The organism is Streptomyces sp. bgisy159 (assembly GCF_965341775.1).
Classification (GTDB): domain Bacteria; phylum Actinomycetota; class Actinomycetes; order Streptomycetales; family Streptomycetaceae; genus Streptomyces.
Genome location: NZ_CBDQZH010000029.1, coordinates 13,202 through 29,514 on the forward strand (window position 1 = coordinate 13,202; position 16,313 = coordinate 29,514).

16 protein-coding genes are annotated in these 16,313 nt (G+C 72.7%); 10 read left to right on the plus strand and 6 right to left on the minus strand.

The window, feature by feature from the left end:
• Positions 1–32 precede the first annotated feature (32 nt).
• Entirely contained in the window at positions 33–506 is a 474-nt protein-coding gene (locus ACSLTV_RS24780; RefSeq protein WP_432136741.1) for a universal stress protein, read from the minus strand.
• Between the two features lie 138 nt (positions 507–644).
• Here ACSLTV_RS24780 and ACSLTV_RS24785 point away from each other — a divergent pair, with 138 nt between their 5' ends.
• Positions 645–1,487 carry a polysaccharide deacetylase family protein gene (locus ACSLTV_RS24785; RefSeq protein ID WP_432136740.1) on the plus strand — a complete coding sequence of 281 codons (843 nt, stop codon included), beginning with the start codon at positions 645–647 and terminating at the stop codon, positions 1,485–1,487.
• Between the two features lie 45 nt (positions 1,488–1,532).
• Here the strand turns inward: ACSLTV_RS24785 and ACSLTV_RS24790 are convergent, their stop codons facing one another.
• A complete protein-coding gene (locus ACSLTV_RS24790) occupies positions 1,533–2,207 on the minus strand; it encodes a class F sortase (RefSeq protein WP_432136739.1) in 675 nt (224 codons plus the stop codon).
• A 335-nt stretch (positions 2,208–2,542) separates the two neighbouring features.
• On the opposite strand from ACSLTV_RS24790, the gene ACSLTV_RS24795 reads away from it, so the two are divergent.
• The gene (locus ACSLTV_RS24795) at positions 2,543–3,055 is read left to right on the plus strand and encodes a hypothetical protein (protein WP_432136738.1); all 513 of its coding nucleotides are present in this window, start codon (positions 2,543–2,545) and stop codon (positions 3,053–3,055) included.
• 41 nt (positions 3,056–3,096) lie between these two features.
• On the opposite strand, the gene ACSLTV_RS24800 is transcribed toward ACSLTV_RS24795, so the two are convergent.
• From ACSLTV_RS24800 to ACSLTV_RS24810, 3 genes are all read right to left on the minus strand, one after another.
• Positions 3,097–3,609, minus strand: a complete 513-nt coding sequence (locus ACSLTV_RS24800; protein WP_432136737.1) for a hypothetical protein — start codon at positions 3,607–3,609, stop codon at positions 3,097–3,099.
• 187 nt (positions 3,610–3,796) lie between these two features.
• Complete coding sequence (locus ACSLTV_RS24805) at positions 3,797–4,561, minus strand: DUF4239 domain-containing protein (RefSeq protein ID WP_435612910.1); 765 nt, start codon at positions 4,559–4,561, stop codon at positions 3,797–3,799.
• Between the two features lie 22 nt (positions 4,562–4,583).
• The gene (locus tag ACSLTV_RS24810; RefSeq protein WP_435612911.1) at positions 4,584–5,204 is read right to left on the minus strand and encodes a hypothetical protein; all 621 of its coding nucleotides are present in this window, start codon (positions 5,202–5,204) and stop codon (positions 4,584–4,586) included.
• Positions 5,205–5,555: 351 nt separating this feature from the next.
• Between ACSLTV_RS24810 and ACSLTV_RS24815 the strand changes: the two genes are divergently transcribed.
• From ACSLTV_RS24815 to ACSLTV_RS24825, 3 genes are all read left to right on the plus strand, one after another.
• Positions 5,556–6,539, plus strand: coding sequence for an SCO0930 family lipoprotein (locus ACSLTV_RS24815; protein WP_432136734.1), 984 nt, complete (start codon positions 5,556–5,558; stop codon positions 6,537–6,539).
• 218 nt (positions 6,540–6,757) lie between these two features.
• Positions 6,758–7,570 carry an SAM-dependent methyltransferase gene (locus ACSLTV_RS24820; protein WP_432136733.1) on the plus strand — a complete coding sequence of 271 codons (813 nt, stop codon included), beginning with the start codon at positions 6,758–6,760 and terminating at the stop codon, positions 7,568–7,570.
• Positions 7,567–9,747 (plus strand): putative bifunctional diguanylate cyclase/phosphodiesterase, encoded by a 2,181-nt coding sequence (locus tag ACSLTV_RS24825; protein WP_435612912.1) that lies wholly within the window; start codon positions 7,567–7,569, stop codon positions 9,745–9,747. The genes ACSLTV_RS24820 and ACSLTV_RS24825 overlap by 4 nt, the downstream gene beginning before the upstream one ends.
• 249 nt (positions 9,748–9,996) lie before the next feature.
• Here ACSLTV_RS24825 and ACSLTV_RS24830 read toward each other — a convergent pair whose 3' ends face one another.
• Positions 9,997–10,881 carry a LysR family transcriptional regulator gene (locus ACSLTV_RS24830; protein ID WP_432136731.1) on the minus strand — a complete coding sequence of 295 codons (885 nt, stop codon included), beginning with the start codon at positions 10,879–10,881 and terminating at the stop codon, positions 9,997–9,999.
• 131 nt (positions 10,882–11,012) lie between these two features.
• Here ACSLTV_RS24830 and ACSLTV_RS24835 point away from each other — a divergent pair, with 131 nt between their 5' ends.
• The 5 genes from ACSLTV_RS24835 to ACSLTV_RS24855 all read left to right on the plus strand — a co-directional run bounded on the left by ACSLTV_RS24835 (position 11,013) and on the right by ACSLTV_RS24855 (position 16,310).
• Entirely contained in the window at positions 11,013–11,684 is a 672-nt protein-coding gene (locus tag ACSLTV_RS24835) for a succinate dehydrogenase (RefSeq protein ID WP_432136793.1), read from the plus strand.
• Between the two features lies 1 nt (position 11,685).
• Complete coding sequence (locus ACSLTV_RS24840) at positions 11,686–13,632, plus strand: fumarate reductase/succinate dehydrogenase flavoprotein subunit (protein WP_435612913.1); 1,947 nt, start codon at positions 11,686–11,688, stop codon at positions 13,630–13,632.
• Complete coding sequence (locus ACSLTV_RS24845) at positions 13,629–14,378, plus strand: succinate dehydrogenase/fumarate reductase iron-sulfur subunit (protein WP_432136729.1); 750 nt, start codon at positions 13,629–13,631, stop codon at positions 14,376–14,378. Before ACSLTV_RS24840 ends, ACSLTV_RS24845 begins: the two co-directional genes overlap by 4 nt.
• A gap of 256 nt (positions 14,379–14,634) precedes the next feature.
• Positions 14,635–15,417, plus strand: a complete 783-nt coding sequence (locus ACSLTV_RS24850; RefSeq protein ID WP_432136728.1) for a GNAT family N-acetyltransferase — start codon at positions 14,635–14,637, stop codon at positions 15,415–15,417.
• Positions 15,414–16,310, plus strand: coding sequence for a lysophospholipid acyltransferase family protein (locus ACSLTV_RS24855; protein WP_435612914.1), 897 nt, complete (start codon positions 15,414–15,416; stop codon positions 16,308–16,310). The genes ACSLTV_RS24850 and ACSLTV_RS24855 overlap by 4 nt, the downstream gene beginning before the upstream one ends.
• The last annotated feature ends 3 nt before the right edge of the window (positions 16,311–16,313 follow it).

The following is a 16,313-nucleotide window of genomic DNA, read 5'->3' on the forward strand; positions in this document are numbered from 1 at the left end:
CCCCTTCCCGGCGGACCCTGACGCGCGGCCGGTCACGGCACCACCGTCACCGGCCAGCGTCCCGCCTTCACCAGCCGCACCGCGACCGAGCCGACGATGCGGTGACCGGCCTGCTCGGACGCGCCGACGACCACCGCGTCGGCCGTCAGCTCCTCCGCGGCCTTCACCAGGCCCGAGTAGGGGTCCCCGCGGAACGTGTGGAACTCCCAGCGGACCTCGAACAGCCCCCGCAACCGCTCGGCCGCCTCCCGGATCTCCGCCACCAGATCCTCGGCGACCTGGTCGGTGGCGTCCGCGACCGGAGCCCCGAGCGCCATCCCGGCCGCCATCACGGGCTGCACGTACACCACGGCCAGCAGCGCCCGCTGTCGCCGGGCCAGCCCCGCGGCGTACGCCGCCGCCCGCATCGAGGTGTCCGATCCGTCGACCCCGACCAGGATGACCTTGGGCCCGTCCGTCCCCCGCTCGAACCGCTGTGCGGGCTGCTGAGAGTGCTGTTCCGTCACGCCCCGAGGCTATCCGAACCCGTGAGCGGCGCTGACCGCCCCGCCCTCACCACGGGTGTTGCGCCAGCCGGGTGCAATCATGCCCCCACCCCGGTGTCGCGGTGGTGCGCCGACGGCCCGCCGGGCGACTGATGACTCATGAAGAAGGATCAGTTCCTCACGCGCCGCGGGGCCCTGCTCGCCGGCGCCGCGGCGGTGGGGGCGGCGGCCGGCGCCGCCGGCCTGTTCGCCTCCGGCACCGGCGGCACCGCACCCCGCTCCCCTGCCGGGCCCGCCGCGGGTGCCCCCCGCGGCGCCCCGCTGAAGCCGTCCGCCTACCGCCTGAGACCGATGACGGGATTCGGGCCGCCGCAGACCGCGCCCGAACACCTCACGGTCCGCCACGAACCCCTGCTGCGGATGACCGGCCGCGGCCGCACCATGGTGCTGACCTTCGACGACGGACCCGACCGCCGTTACACCCCCGGAATCCTCGACACCCTCGCCGAGTACGACGTGCGCGCGATGTTCTTCGTGTGCGGGGAGATGGTCGGCGACAACGCGGATCTGCTGGCCCGGATGGCCGACGAGGGCCATGTGGTCGGCAACCACACCTGGTCCCACCCCCTGCTCACTCGGCTCGGCCGCCGCCAGATCCGCTCCCAGATGGAGCGCACCAGCGACATCATCGAGTCCACCTACGGCGAGCGGCCCGCGTGGTTCCGCGCCCCCTACGGGGCCTGGAACCGGGCCGCCTTCCAGCTCGGCGCCGAGCTGGGCATGGAGCCGCTGGCCTGGACCGTCGACACCCTCGACTGGACCACCCCGGGCACCCGCACCATCGTCGACCGGGTGGCCGACGGCGCCGCCCCCGGCGTCGTGGTGCTCTCGCACGACGCCGGGGGCGACCGCTCGCAGAGCGTGCGGGCGCTGCGCCGTTATCTGCCGCAACTGCTGGATTCCGGGTACCACATCGATGTGCCCCGCCGGGTGCCCGCCTGACGGGAATCCGGGAATCCGGGAATCCGCCCGCCGGGCCGGGGCCGCTCAGCGGACCTCGGTCAGGCGGGCGAAAGCCACCACGTTCCCGTCGTAGCCATTGGTCTTGGAGAAACCGCCACCGCAGGTGATGACCCGCAGTTCCGGCGTGCCCTTGGAGCCGTAGACACGGTCACCGGGGAAGTTGTTCTTCTCGAACACCTCGATGCCGTAGATCTCGAAGACCGCGGTCTTTCCGTCCTTGCGCGCCACTTCGACGCGATTGCCCTTCTTCAGCGCCCCGAGCCCGTAGAAGACGGCGGGGCCCTGGTGATTGTCGACATGGCCGACGACGACCGCCGTGCCCTTCTCGCCGGGCGACACCGCCCCGGTGAACCAGCCGGCCAGATTCGGGTCCTCGGGCGGCGGCGCGGCGACCCAGCCGGCGGCGTCCAGCCCTACCGCCATGATCGGCGCGTCCACCTGGATGGCGGGGATGCGCACCCGGTCGGGCACACCGTACGGCAGCGGGTCCGGTGCCCGGCCGAGGGTGCTGCCCGGGGCGGTACGGCTGTCCGGGGCCGCCGCGGAGGCGGGCTGCGGCGGGCCCACGTCGAATTCGCCCGACCCGTTCCGGATGAGCGCGAGGCCGGTCAACAGCACCAGCGCTATCACGCCCCAGGGCGCGCGCTTCTTGGGCCGCTCCTCCTCTTCAGCCCATTCGGACAGCTCATATCCGGACATTCGCCATCCCCTTTCGACACGGCCGTCGCCGCATCCTTATCGCGCATACGAGCACGCTAAGCGCAGTGGGCGGAAGCGGCGACGGGTGCGGCGGCGAACGGGTGGTCCGAAGCGAGCCCGGTGCGCCATCCGAGTTGCCCCCGGTCAGAATTTTCTGACGGTCCGTGACCTGCGACGATATCCGACAGTGCGCATTTCGTACGGTGTGTCGGCTCACCAGGACGGACCATTCCCGAAATGCGGCCCCGCGCGCGGCATCTGAGGGTCTATCCGGGAGGTGCTTTCTCGCCGATCGACCGGGGACGGGTCCCGGGGCGCCTTCCGCGGAGGATCACATGCGAACCACTCGTGCCTTGGCGGCCTCGGCCGCCGCGGTGGCCGTCCTCGGCCTCGCCGCCCCCGCCGCCGTCGCCGACGGCATGCCCGGCGGCCCGGGCCGCTCCGGCCCGAGCAACATCGTGGCCCTGCCCAGCGTCATCGCCCGCGGCGGCCAGCTGACCATCACCGTCGACAACTGCCCCCAGGGCGGTACCGCCACGTCGAACGCCTTCCCGGCGACCACCCTGACTCCCATCAACGGCGCGAACCACACCGCCAAGGGAACCGCCACGGTCAACAGCAACGCCCGGCCCGGCTCCTACGACATCACCGTCAACTGCACCAACCGGGGCACGCTGACCCGCCCGGCCGCCTTCACCGTCATCGGTGGTGTCCAGGGAGGTCTCGGCGGCAGCAGCTCCAGCGGGGCCACGCCGACCGACATGGCCATCGGCGGCGGACTCGTCGCGGCGGCGCTCCTCGGCGGCGGTCTGTTCTGGATGCGGCGCCGTTCCGAGCGCCGCGCCTGACGGCTCACCGGGCCGAGAAGCGTTCTCAGCGGGCGCCGTCGTCAGGCTCCGCCCTCACCCGCGCGCCCGCGCGCGAAGCGGTACGCCACGCCCAGCGACCCGGCGACCAGCGCCGCGCCCAGGCCGATCTCCTTGAGGTCGAACCCGGCGATGCTGCCGCCCGCACCGGCGTGCACGCCCCGGTGCGGTGGGTACGGCTGAGGGTGGCCGCCCGCGATGGTGAGGCTGGTGGACCCGCTCGCCCGCGCGCAGCCGAAGGTGACCAGGTAGACCGCCCCCGGACGGGCGTCCCGGTCCACGGTCGCCGTCGCCGTGGTGTGCCTGGCCGGGATCCGCACCGTGTCGAAGACGGCCGACGACACCGTCACGGGCCCCCTGCAGCCGTCGCCGTCCCGGTTCACGTGCAGGGTGACCTGGCCGCCGGCCGCGACGGTCGACGGCATGACGCTGAAGCCGAACGGCGTGACGTCGTCGGAGGCGACGGCGGCCGGTGCGGACAAGGTGAGGGCGGTCAGGCCCAGCAGTGCGGCCGAAGCGACGCGTATCGCGCGCATGGTGAATCCTCCGGTCCCCGAGGAGCAGCTGCGGACCTGTTCCGCTTGCGTCGGAAATGCACCTCGATGACCGAAACGTAAGGAACGTGTGTGCGGCCCCGCGATCGCAGTCGGGCGAATGGGGCACACCTGTGGGCCGCACAGGGGAACGTCGCCCTCCGCACGCTTACCGCCCCGCTCTCCCCCCTCACCCCTCGATGTGCGGGAAGAGCAGGGTGAACGGCTCCGGCGACGCGGTGATCCCCCGGCTGTACGGGGCGTCGAAGTCCCAGATCAGGAACAGCAGGAAGGCGATGAGCGCGGAGAACAGCCCGGCGAGGATCAGCTCCCGCGGCGTGCGCCGGATCTGCAGCGCGAACACCATGCCGATGGTGACCACTGCGCCGATGATCAGCCCGAACCACACCACGCCCGGCATCGTCGGATCCGCCGAGTCCGCCCGCGCGGTGCGCGCCTGGTCGGCGGCGGCGACCTGGTCCATCAGAGGCTGGTAGGCCTGGGCCTCGAAGTCCGTGCGCGGCTCGTAGTCGGTGACGTCGACCCGGATGGTCCGGAAGAGCTGGTCGCCGCGGTCCGTCGCCTCCCCGGTGTCGGCCATCGACTGCCACTCCTTCGTCAGGATGTGTCCGACATAGGCGTTGACGTCGTCCCGAATGCGCTCACGTACGTCGGCCGGGTAGACCCGCACCCGCTCCGAGATCTCGTGCAGCGCCTGGGCCTCCGCCTGGACGTGGTCCTCGGCGGCGCTGCGGGCCTCCCAGACGCCCGCGATGGCCAGACCCAGCACGATGGCGTACACCACCCCGATCCACATCGTCATGTACTCGATGACGTCGGGGGTCTCCGAGGTGTCCTCGTCCTCGGCGGCCCGCTTGTGCCGCACGAGGGTGACGACGATGACCACCGCGCCCACGGCGGCCATAGCGAGGGTCAGAACAAGCCATTCTGGCAAGGGATGCCTCCTGGTACGGCGGCTAGCGCGGCCGCAGCGCGGCGACGGCCGCGATGGCGGGCACGGTGATGAGCAGGACGTAGGTGAGCGGCGACGGGGTGCGGCGCGTCTGCCGCCTCGGCGGCGGGGCGTGGTAGGCCGGGTAGCTCACCGGCTTCGCGGCGGGGCGCGGGGTGGGCGTCGGCGTGGGAGCCGGTGGTGGTGGCGGTGGTGGCGGGGCGGGTGCCAGTCGGGCCGGTGGTGTGGCGGGCGCCGGCGGGGGAGGCGGCTCGGGGGTGGGCGCCGGCCTCGGTGCCGGGTTCCTCGGCTTTGGTGCGGAGGGCTTCGGCGCGGTGGTGGGTGTGGGGCTCGGCTTCGGCGGGGGAGGGGGCGGTGGGGGCGGGTCCGGTGTGGGGGTGGGTGTCGGCTCCGGGCACGGTGGCGGCGGCGGGGGCGGGCACGACGGCGGGGCCGGCCAGGTGCCGTCGCCCGCGACGGCCCACGCCTCGGTACCGCCCGGGCCGGTCGAGGCATGGGCACAGGCGTCGGCGGCCGCCACCCCGGCCGGTGCGCCCACCAGGGTCCAGACCGCGCCCAGCACCACCAACGCCCGGGTCACGAAGGCGAGTCGGATCGGTTCGGGAGCATGCACGACCAAGATCATGCGGTCTCCCCGGCGCCGCTGGCGGCCTCAGCGCCCGGATTGGCCCGATCGGAGGAAGTCCACGCGCACGGGTTTGATCGTTGCGCGCTCCCACGGCCCGGGAGGCGCACGCACGTACGAGGCGGCTGTGGCGGCGGAGGAGCGACTACCGGATGTGGTGGGGCCCGGAACGCGGGAGTGGCGGGTGCCCGGCGCACGGGGGTGGCGGGGGCCGAAAGGGGCCTGGAGCGGTGGCGGTGAAAAAGAATTCCCGCCGCCGTTGAACACCCGGCCCCCCGCCGTCCGTACCCAGTGCCGTGCGGCGGCGCAGCAGGGCGCCCGCAACACCTTGCGAAGATCGGGGAGTTGAGGATGAACACCTCCTGGCGGAACGCCTCTCTCGTGGCGAGTGCCGCGGTCGTGCTGGCGCTGACGACGGCGTGCGGTCAGGAAGGCGGCAGCTCGGCGGCCAGCCAGAACGTGGGCGCCACGGCCCCGGTGACCGGCGGTATCACGGGCGGCATCACCGGAGTGGGCGCGGGGGCCGGAACCGGTGCCGGCGCCGGAGCGAGCGCGAGCCCCGGGACCGGCGCGCAGGGCGGGACCGCCGGAGAGCTGGCCGTCACCGTGAACGCCGAGCTGGGCAAGATCCTGACCGACGGCAGCGGCAAGACGCTCTACCGCTTCGACCAGGACACGGCGGAGCCGCCGAAGTCCAACTGCGACGGCCAGTGCGCCACCGCGTGGCCGCCGGTGCCCGCCGACGACGTCTCGGCCGCCGACGGCATCGACAAGTCGCTGCTCGGCGAGGTCACCCGCACCGACGGGAGCAAGCAGCTCACCATCGGCGGCTGGCCCGCCTACTACTACGCCAAGGACGCGAACGCCGGTGACATCAGCGGCCAGGGCGTGAACAACAAGTGGTTCGCCATGGCACCCGACGGCAAGAAGGCGACCAAGGCCGCCGAACTGCCCGGACTCTCGGTGCGCAACGACCCGAACCTCGGCGACATCGTCGTCGACGCCAAGGGCATGACCGTCTACCGGTTCATGAAGGACTCCCAGTGGCCCATGAAGACCGCGTGCACCGGCGCGTGTCTCGACAAGTGGCCCGTCGTCGGGCCGGTCGACGCGAAGAACACCGAGGGCATCGACCTTCAGGGGTCCACCGCCAACCGCGGCTACGTCGTCTTCAAGCGCCCCGACGGCCTCAAGCAGCAGACCATCGACTGCGTACCGCTGTACACCTTCGCGGGCGACAAGGCGCCCGGTGACATCAACGGCCAGGGAGTCGGCGGCGCATGGTTCGCCGTGGGCCCCGACGGCAAGCCGGTCGGCGCGCCCGGGCAGAACTGATCACCTCCCCAGGGCTGATCCTCGCGACTGCCCGCCGACGCCGGCCCACGGTCCGCCCCCTCCGCGCCGCACGGAGGGGGCGGACGCGTATCCGCGCCCGGACCGGCCGCAGGTGGTGACCGGGAACGGATGGTCAATTTCCGGTTCCGCTCGCCCGTTCGGCAGGCGATCAGTAGCCTCAGCTCGAACACCGGATCGCCTACGCCTTGGAGAGATAGATGGAGCGTCCCGCCTGGGCCCCCCGGAGCATCGACATCTCGGTGCCTAGCGTCTCGCGCATCTACGACTACTTCCTGGGTGGTTCGCACAACTTCGAGGTGGATCGCGAAGCGGCGCGCAAGGCGATGGAGTTCATGCCGGGACTGCCGAAGATCATGCAGGCGAACCGGGCGTTCACCCGCCGCGCGGTGCGGTACGCGGCGGGACAGGGCATCACCCAGTTCCTGGACATCGGTTCGGGCATCCCCACGTTCGGCAACGTCCACGAGGTCGCCCAGGCCGCCAGCCCCTCAGCGCACGTCGTCTACGTCGACCACGACCCGGTGGCGGTGGCCCACAGCCAGGCCGTGCTGGCCGGCAACGACGCCGCGGACGTCCTCGCGGCCGATCTGCTCAAGCCCCAGGACATTCTGACCAGCCCTCAGGTGGAGCGGCTGATCGACCTGAACCGTCCGGTCGCCCTGCTGCTCGTCGCCGTCCTGCACTTCGTGGCGGACGACGACGACCCGCACACGGCGGTCGCACGGCTGCGCGACGCACTCGCGCCCGGCAGCCTGCTGATCCTCACGCATGCCTCGTACGAGGGAATCCCGCTCCCGCCCGGGCGGGCGGAGGGCGCGGTGGACGTATACAAGGACATTCGCAACCCACTGATCATGCGTTCGCGCGACGAGGTCGCGCGGTTCTTCGAGGGGTACGAGATGGTGGAACCGGGACTGGTGCCGATGCCGCACTGGCGTCCGGAGACGGCACCGGAGGACGAGGATCCGTATGCCTTCTCCGGTTTCGCCGGCGTGGGGATCACGGCGTGAGCGCGGAGCCGGACGGTCCGGAGGACAGACTGCGCCGGTTCGCGACGATCTGGAGCCGGGCGGTGTTCCCGGTGACCTCGACGTCGCTGACCCGGCCGGAGTTCGAGGCGTTGTTGCTGCCGCTCGCCCGGCGGCTGCGCGAGGCGCTGCTCGCGCGGACCTTCGACGCGGAGGAAGGCCGGGCGGTGGGTGCCGCCCTGGTGGGCGCGCACTGCACCGACCCGGAGGCGCTCAGCCGCGCGCTCGACTGCGTGGACGCCTACCTGGTGCTCTACTGCGGCGAGGACGGTGCCGGAGAGAGCGGTTCGCCGGCGGAGCGGCCCCCGGGCGAGCGCGTGCTGGAGGACCTGCGCACCCGCTCCTCCCGGCTGCAGCACGCCATGGCCGCCGGGTTCGCGCAGCGGTTGCGCGAGCGGACGCTGGCCGAGCAGGAGACCATCGCCCGGGCCGCGCTGCAGGCCCAGGGCGTGGTGGCGCAGGCCCTTCACGCCAGTGAGGCGCGGTTCCGGGCGGTGTTCGAGGGCGCGGCCATAGGCATCGCCATCGCCGACCTGTCCGGCCATGTCCTGGAGGTGAACGGGGCGTTGCTGCGCATGTTCGGCGGCTCCGAGCAGATCCTGCGGGGCCGCAACGTCACGGACTGGACGCACGCCGAGGACGCCCCGCAGGTCTGGAAGCTCTACGACGAGCTGGTGAGCGGCGAACGCGAGCACTACCACGTGGAGAAGGCGTTCTACCGCCCGGACGGAACGGTCCTGTGGACCAACCTGACGGTCTCCCTGCTGCGGGACGCCGACGGCAACCCGCAGTACCAGCTGGCGCTGATGGAGGACACCACCGAGCGCCGGCTGCTCAACCTCCGGCTGCGCTACGAGGCCACCCACGACGCGCTCACCGGCCTGCCCAACCGCACCCTGTTCTTCGAGCGGCTGGAGAAGGTCCTGGGCGCCGGGGAGGGACAGCGCTTCGGGCTCTGCTACCTCGACCTGGACGGGTTCAAGACCATCAACGACAGCCTCGGCCACGCGGCCGGCGACCGGCTGCTCGTGGAGGTGGCCGACCGGCTTCAGTCCTGCGCGACCGCGCCGGGGGAGATGGTGGCGCGACTGGGCGGCGACGAGTTCGTGGCGCTCACCACCGGACCGCAGGCCCGCAGCGAGGTGGACGAACTGGCGGCGCGCATCATGAACGCCCTGGTAGCGCCGGTGCGGATCGACGGCCGCGAGCTGACCGTGCGCGGCAGCATCGGCATCGTGGAGGGCGCGGCGGGCGAGCGCAGCGCGGCCGAGGTGCTGCGCAGCGCCGACATCACCATGTACCGGGCCAAGTCGGCGGGCGGCAACCGCTTCGAGCTGGCCGACCCGGAGGCCGACGCCCGGGCGATCACCCGCCACGGTCTGACGACGGCGCTGCCGACCGCGCTGGAGCGCGGCGAGTTCTTCATCGAGTACCAGCCGCTGGTCCACCTCGGCGACGGCAGTGTGCGCGGTGCGGAGGCGCTGGTGCGCTGGCTGCATCCGCAGCACGGCGTGCTCGGCCCCGACCGGTTCATCCCGCTCGCCGAACACACCGGTCTGATCGTTCCGTTGGGCCGCTGGGTACTGGAGCAGTCGGTGCGCCAGGCGAAGGAGTGGCAGGAACGCACCGCGCAGAGCGGCCCGTTGCGCATCAACGTCAATCTCTCGCCCTGCCAGCTCACCCACCCCGGCCTGGTCCAGGACACGGTCGACATCCTCGAACGCACGGGGGTCGAACCGCGCGCCCTGTGCCTGGAGGTCACCGAGTCGGCCCTGATCGGCGCCGACGACGATCTGCTCAAGCCCCTGCGCCGGCTGGCGGAGATGGGCGTGGACATCGCCCTCGACGACTTCGGCACCGGCTACTCCAACCTCGCCAACCTGCGCCGCCTGCCGGTCAGCGTGCTCAAGCTGGACCGCTCCTTCACCCAGGGCATGCAGCAGTTCCCCGCCGACCCCGTCGACCTCAAGATCGTGGAGGGGATCGTCTCCCTCGCGCACAGCCTCGACCTCGCGGTGACCGTGGAGGGTGTGGAGACGGGAGCGCAGGCCGAGCAGCTGCGGATACTGGGCTGCGACACCGCCCAGGGCTGGTACTACGCCCGGCCCGGCCCCCCGGAGCGCCTGCACGAACTCGCCCTGGCGGACGCCACCGGCTGACCCCGGAAGGCGCGCGGGGCCGTAGGCGGGCGCGGCCGCGCCGCGTGATGCGCCCGGTGCCGGGACCACGCCGAGCGGGTGGGCGCCGAGGCTCGACGAGCCGGGAGCCGGAGCTGCGGGTCGGCGCCGGGCGCCGGTGCTGCGGGTCGGCGCCGGGCGCCGGTGCTGCGGGTCGGTGCGGGAAGACACCGTCCGGAGGCGGGGCCCGGCGAGGAGCGCCTGTGCACGGTGCCGGGCAGCGACGGCCCCTCAGCGTTCGAGCAGCATCCGCTGCAGTTCCCGCGCCGCCCGTGGCGGAGCCACGTCGCTGCGGTGCGCCAGGGCGATCGTGCGGTGCAGTCCCGGCCGGGCCAGCGGTGTCACTCGCAGCCCGCGACCGGACCGCGCGGCCACCATGCGCGGTACGACGGCCATCCCCAGCCCGGCCCGTACGAAACCCAGCACCGCGTCCATCTCGCCGCCCTCCACCGCGAAAGCCGGTTCGAACCCCGCGGAACGGCACGCGGCGACGGTCAGCTCCCGCAGGTCGTAGCCGTGCCGGAACATCACGAGCCGCTCACCCTCCAGATCGGCGATCCGCACCGCACGCCGCCCGCGCCCCGGCCGGGGTGCCTCCGGTGAGGACACCACCACCAGGTCCTCCCGCAGCAGCTCCACGGTGGTCAGCGCCGGCGAGGGCGTCGGCAGCGGCAGCACCACGAGCGCCAGGTCCAGTGCCCCGCGGGCCAGCTCCCGCACCAGGTCGTGGGAGCCGGACTCCTCGATCATCAGCTGCACGCCGGGGTACCGGTCGTGGAAGGCCCGCAGCACATCCGGCAGCAGGCCCGTGCACAGACTCGGCGTCGCCCCGAGCCGCACCCGCCCGCCGCGCAGCTGCACCAGCTCCCGCACCTCGTAGCGGGCCGTCTCGGCGTCCGCGAGGATCCGCCGCGCCAGTGGCAGCAGCGCCTCGCCCGCGTCGGTCAGGGTGATGTTGCCGCGGGCCCGCAGGAACAGATCCGCGCCGAGATCCCGTTCCAGGGTCCTGATCTGCTGCGACAGCGACGGCTGGGCGACGTGCACCAGCTCGGCGGCCCGGGTGAAGTGCCGGGTCTCGGCCACCGCGACGAAGTACTGGAGCTGCTGGAACTGCACCCGCCCATCATAGAGGGACCATAGGGAACAGCTATGGAAACGAGCTGGACCATGTCTTGGACCGATGGGGCCGTTCGGCCCTACCGTCTCGTCCCATGGCACTGGCAACGCGGACGGACCGACGGCCGTCCATGGCACGCACCGTGTGGGACTCCACCGTCGGCAAGAAGACGGTCATGGCCGTCAGCGGTGTGATCATGCTGCTGTACCTGGTCGCCCATGTGATCGGAAACCTGAAGATCTTCTTCGGGGCCGAGGAGTTCAACCACTACGGGCACTGGCTGCGCACCGTCGGCGAACCGTTCATGCACTACGAGTGGACGCTGTGGCTGGTCCGCGTCGTGCTGATCGTCGCGGTCGTCGCCCACGCCGTCTCCGCCTACCAGCTCAGCCGCCGCGACCTCCGGGCGCGCCCCGGCAGGTACGTGCACCGCAAGCCCCGGGCGAGCTACGCCACGCGCACCATGCGCTGGGGCGGGATCATTCTCGGCCTGTTCATCGTCTGGCACGTCCTGGACCTGACCACCGGCACCGTGCACACCGGCGGCTTCCAGGAGGGCCACCCGTACCAGAACGTCGTGGACACCTTCTCCACCTGGTACGGCAACGTCGTCTACATCGTCGCGATGCTCGCCCTCGGCCTGCACGTCCGGCACGGCTTCTGGAGCGCCGCGCAGACCCTCGGCGTCGGCAGCCGCCGCCGCGACCGCGCCCTGAAGACCGTCGCGAACGTCCTCGCGCTGCTGCTCACGGCCGGCTTCGTCGCCGTCCCCGTGGGCGTCATGACCGGAGTGGTGAGCTGACATGCCCTACACCGACTACACGACCGGCGAAGCGGTCACGGACACCAAGGCCCCGGCCGGCCCGATCCACGAGCGCTGGGACAAGCGCCGCTTCGAGGCCAAGCTGGTCAACCCCGCCAACCGGCGGGGGCACACCGTCATCGTCGTCGGCACCGGCCTGGCCGGCGGTTCGGCCGGTGCCACCCTCGCCGAACAGGGCTACCACGTCGTTCAGTTCTGCTACCAGGACTCCCCGCGCCGCGCCCACTCCATCGCCGCACAAGGCGGCATCAACGCGGCGAAGAACTACCGCAACGACGGCGACTCGGTCCACCGGCTGTTCTACGACACCGTCAAGGGCGGTGACTTCCGCGCCCGAGAGTCCAACGTGCACCGCCTCGCGCAGATCTCCGTGGAGATCATCGACCAGTGCGTCGCCCAGGGCGTGCCCTTCGCCCGCGAGTACGGCGGCCTCCTCGACACCCGCTCCTTCGGCGGGGTCCAGGTCTCCCGCACCTTCTACGCCCGCGGCCAGACGGGCCAGCAACTCCTGCTCGGCGCCTACCAGGCACTGTCCCGGCAGATCGCCGCGGGCAACGTCGAGATGCACCCGCGCACCGAGATGCTCGACCTGATCGTCGTCGACGGGCGGGCCCGCGGCATCGTCGCCCGGGACCTGATCACCGGCAGGATCGACACCTACTTCGCGGACGCCGTCGTACTGGCCTCGGGCGGCTACGGCAACGTCTTCTACCTGTCGACCAACGCCATGAACTCCAACGCCACCGCCGTGTGGCGGGCGCACCGGCGCGGCGCGTACTTCGCCAACCCCTGCTTCACCCAGATCCACCCGACGTGCATCCCGCGCACCGGCGACCACCAGTCCAAGCTGACGCTGATGAGCGAGTCGCTGCGCAACGACGGCCGTATCTGGGTGCCGAAGGCCAAGGGCGACCACCGGCCGCCGAGCGAGATCCCGGAGGAGGAGCGCGACTACTACCTGGAGCGCATCTACCCGTCCTTCGGCAACCTCGTCCCGCGCGACATCGCCTCCCGCGCCGCGAAGAACGTCTGCGACGAGGGCCGCGGCGTCGGCCCCGGCGGCCAGGGCGTCTACCTCGACTTCGCCGACGCCGTCCGACGCCTGGGCCGCAAGGCCGTCGAGGCCAGGTACGGCAACCTCTTCGACATGTACCGGCGGATCACCGACGAGGACCCGTACGAGGTCCCGATGCGGATCTACCCGGCCGTGCACTACACGATGGGCGGCCTGTGGGTCGACTACGACCTGCAGACCACCATCCCCGGCCTGTTCGCGATCGGCGAGGCCAACTTCTCCGACCACGGCGCCAACCGGCTCGGCGCGTCCGCGCTGATGCAGGGCCTGGCCGACGGCTACTTCGTGCTGCCGGCGACGATCAACGACTACCTCGCCCGCAACCCGCACCAGGAGACGGTCACCGGCGAACACCCCGTCGTCCAGGAGGTGCTCGCCGAGACCCACGACCGGCTGAACCTGCTGCTGGCCGTCGACGGCGACCGCACCCCCGACTCCTTCCACCGGGAGGTCGGCGAACTGATGTGGGAGTTCTGCGGCATGGCCCGCAGCGACGCCGGCCTGCGCAAGGCGCTGGAGCGCATCCCCCAGATCCGCGAGGAGTTCTGGCGGCGCGTCAAGGTCCCCGGGACCGGCGAGGAGTTCAACCAGTCCCTGGAGAAGGCCAACCGCGTCGTCGACTACCTCGAACTCGCCGAGCTGATGTGCCTCGACGCGCTGCACCGCACCGAGTCCTGCGGCGGACACTTCCGCGAGGAGTCCCAGACCCCGGACGGCGAGGCGGCCCGCAACGACGACCGGTTCGCGTACGCGGCCGCCTGGGAGTTCACCGGCACCGGCGAGGCGCCCGTGCTGCACCGGGAAGACCTGGTCTTCGAGTACGTCCACCCCACCCAGCGGAGCTACGCATGAAGCTCACCCTGCGCGTCTGGCGGCAGAAGAACGCCGACGCCGACGGCGCGATGTCCACGTACGAGGTGGACGGCGTCTCGCCCGACATGTCCTTCCTGGAGATGCTCGACACGCTCAACGAGGAACTCATCCTCAAGGGCGAGGACCCGGTCGCCTTCGACCACGACTGCCGCGAGGGCATCTGCGGCGCGTGCTCCCTCGTCATCAACGGTGACGCGCACGGCCCCGAGCGCACCACCACCTGCCAGTTGCACATGCGATCCTTCCGGGACGGCGACACCATCGACATCGAGCCGTGGCGGGCCGCCGCCTTCCCGGTGATCAAGGACCTCGTCGTGGACCGGTCCGCGTTCGACCGGATCATCCAGGCAGGCGGCTACATCACCGCCCCGACCGGAGCCGCACCCGAGGCCCACGCCACACCGGTGCCCAAGCCCGACGCCGACCACGCGTTCGAGCACGCCGAGTGCATCGGCTGCGGGGCGTGCGTGGCGGCCTGCCCGAACGGCGCGGCGATGCTGTTCACCTCGGCGAAGGTCAACCACCTCAACGTGCTGCCGCAGGGCGCGCCCGAGCGCGAGACCCGGGTGCTGGACATGGTGGCGCGGATGGACGAGGAGGGCTTCGGCGGCTGCACCCTCGCGGGCGAGTGCGCGACCGCCTGTCCCAAGGACATCCCCCTGATGTCGATCACCCAGATGAACAGGGAGTGGCTGCGTGCCACCCGGAAGGCGGCGAAGCGGTAGCCGCCACGCGCGAGGCGTTCGCCACCGACGGCGGGCGGGCGGGGCCGGGAGTGGTGCTCATCCCCGGCCCCGTCTCGTTGCCGGTGCCCCTCGCCGCCCCGCGCCCCGAAGCGCCGACCCCGGCCGGCCGGTGCCCGCGCCGTTCAACAACCCCACATCCCCCCTCCCGGCCACGGTCACATGCCCGCCAACCGGCGTCGGCACAACTGGAGCGGCGGCACCGCTCGCCGCCCCAGGACCGTGACCAGGAGCAGCCATGACCGGCGTTTCGACCCTCGACCGTCCCCAGCAGAGCGTCGCCCCCACCCGCTACACCGTCACCCTCGCCCGCGACGAGGACGACGTGCGCGCCGCCCAGCGGCTGCGGCACGACGTGTTCGCCGGGGAGCTGGGAGCCCTGCTCACCACCCCGCAGCCCGGCCTCGACGTCGACGCCTTCGACGCCTACTGCGACCACCTGCTGGTCCGCGACACGACGACCGGACAGGTCGTCGGCACCTACCGACTGCTGCCGCCGGAGCGCGCCGCGGTCGCCGGACGGCTGTACTCGGAGGGCGAGTTCGACCTCGGCCCGCTCGCGGCGATCCGCCCGGACCTGGTCGAGGTCGGCCGCTCCTGCGTCCACCCCGACCACCGCGACGGCGCCGTCATCGGCCTCATCTGGGCCGGCATCGCCCGCTACATGGTGGACGGCGGTCACGAGTGGCTGGCCGGCTGCTGCTCCCTGCCGCTCGCCGACGGCGGCGCCCTCGCCGCCGCGACCTGGAACCGGGTCCGTGCCAAGCACCTGGCGCCGGAGGAGTTCCGGGTGCGCCCCCGGCTGCCGTGGCTCCCGGCGGAGGCGTCCGCGCCGGCGGCCCCCGCCGAACTGCCCGCACTGCTGCGGGGCTACCTCCGCCTCGGAGCCTGGGTCTGCGGCGAGCCCGCCCACGACCCGGACTTCGGGGTCGCCGACCTGTACGTGCTGCTGTCGATGCGCCGGGTCAACGCGCGCTATCTGCGGCACTTCCTCTCCCTCGTCCCCGCCACCGGCCGATGAGCGGCTGGCTGCCCACCGCGCCCTGCACCCCACGGGCGTGCCTGGACCCGGCGCGCCGGGCCGGGGCCGCGCCCCGGGCGGTGGCCCGCCTCACCGCCGTACTCCTGCTGCTGCTCGCCGGGATCGCGCTGGCACCGTTCGGCGGGCACCTCCCCGCCCGGTGGGTGCGTGCCTGGAGCCGGAGCATCGTGCGGGCCGCGGGCCTGCGCGTCCGGATCACCGGCGCCGCTGCGGACACCGGCGGGCTGCTGCTGGTCGCCAACCACGTGTCCTGGCTGGACATCCCGCTGCTGGCGGCCGTGCGCCCGGCGCGCATGCTGGCCAAGAAGGAGATCCGCGACTGGCCGCTCGCGGGGCCGCTCGCCCAGCGCGGCGGGGCGCTGTTCATCGACCGGGACCGGCTGCGCGCCCTGCCCGGCACGGTCGCCCGCCTCACCGACGCCCTGCGGTCCGGTGCGGCGGTCGGGGTCTTCCCGGAGGGCAGCACCTGGTGCGGGCGCGCCCAGGGCCGCTTCCGGCGGGCGGCCTTCCAGGCCGCCCTCGACGCGGGCGTCCCCGTCCAGCCGGTCCGCATCCGCTACCGGCTCGGCGACGGCCCGGCCACCACCCTGCCCGCCTTCCTCGGCGACGACACCCTGCTCACCTCGGTGTGGCGGGTGGTCACCGCCCGCGACCTGGTCGCCGAGGCCGACATACGCCCCACGATCCCCCCGGGCGCCCACCGGTCCCGCCGCGCTCTGGCGGAAGCGGCCCAGCGCGCCGTCACCGGAGGCGCCGCGACGAACCGCGCGCCCGGCGAGGACACGTCCGCGCGCCCCGGACCGCACCGACAGCCCGTCGCCCCGCCGACGACCCGCCACCCGCGGCGTCGCGGGGCGCGCGAAGCCGCGTGACCT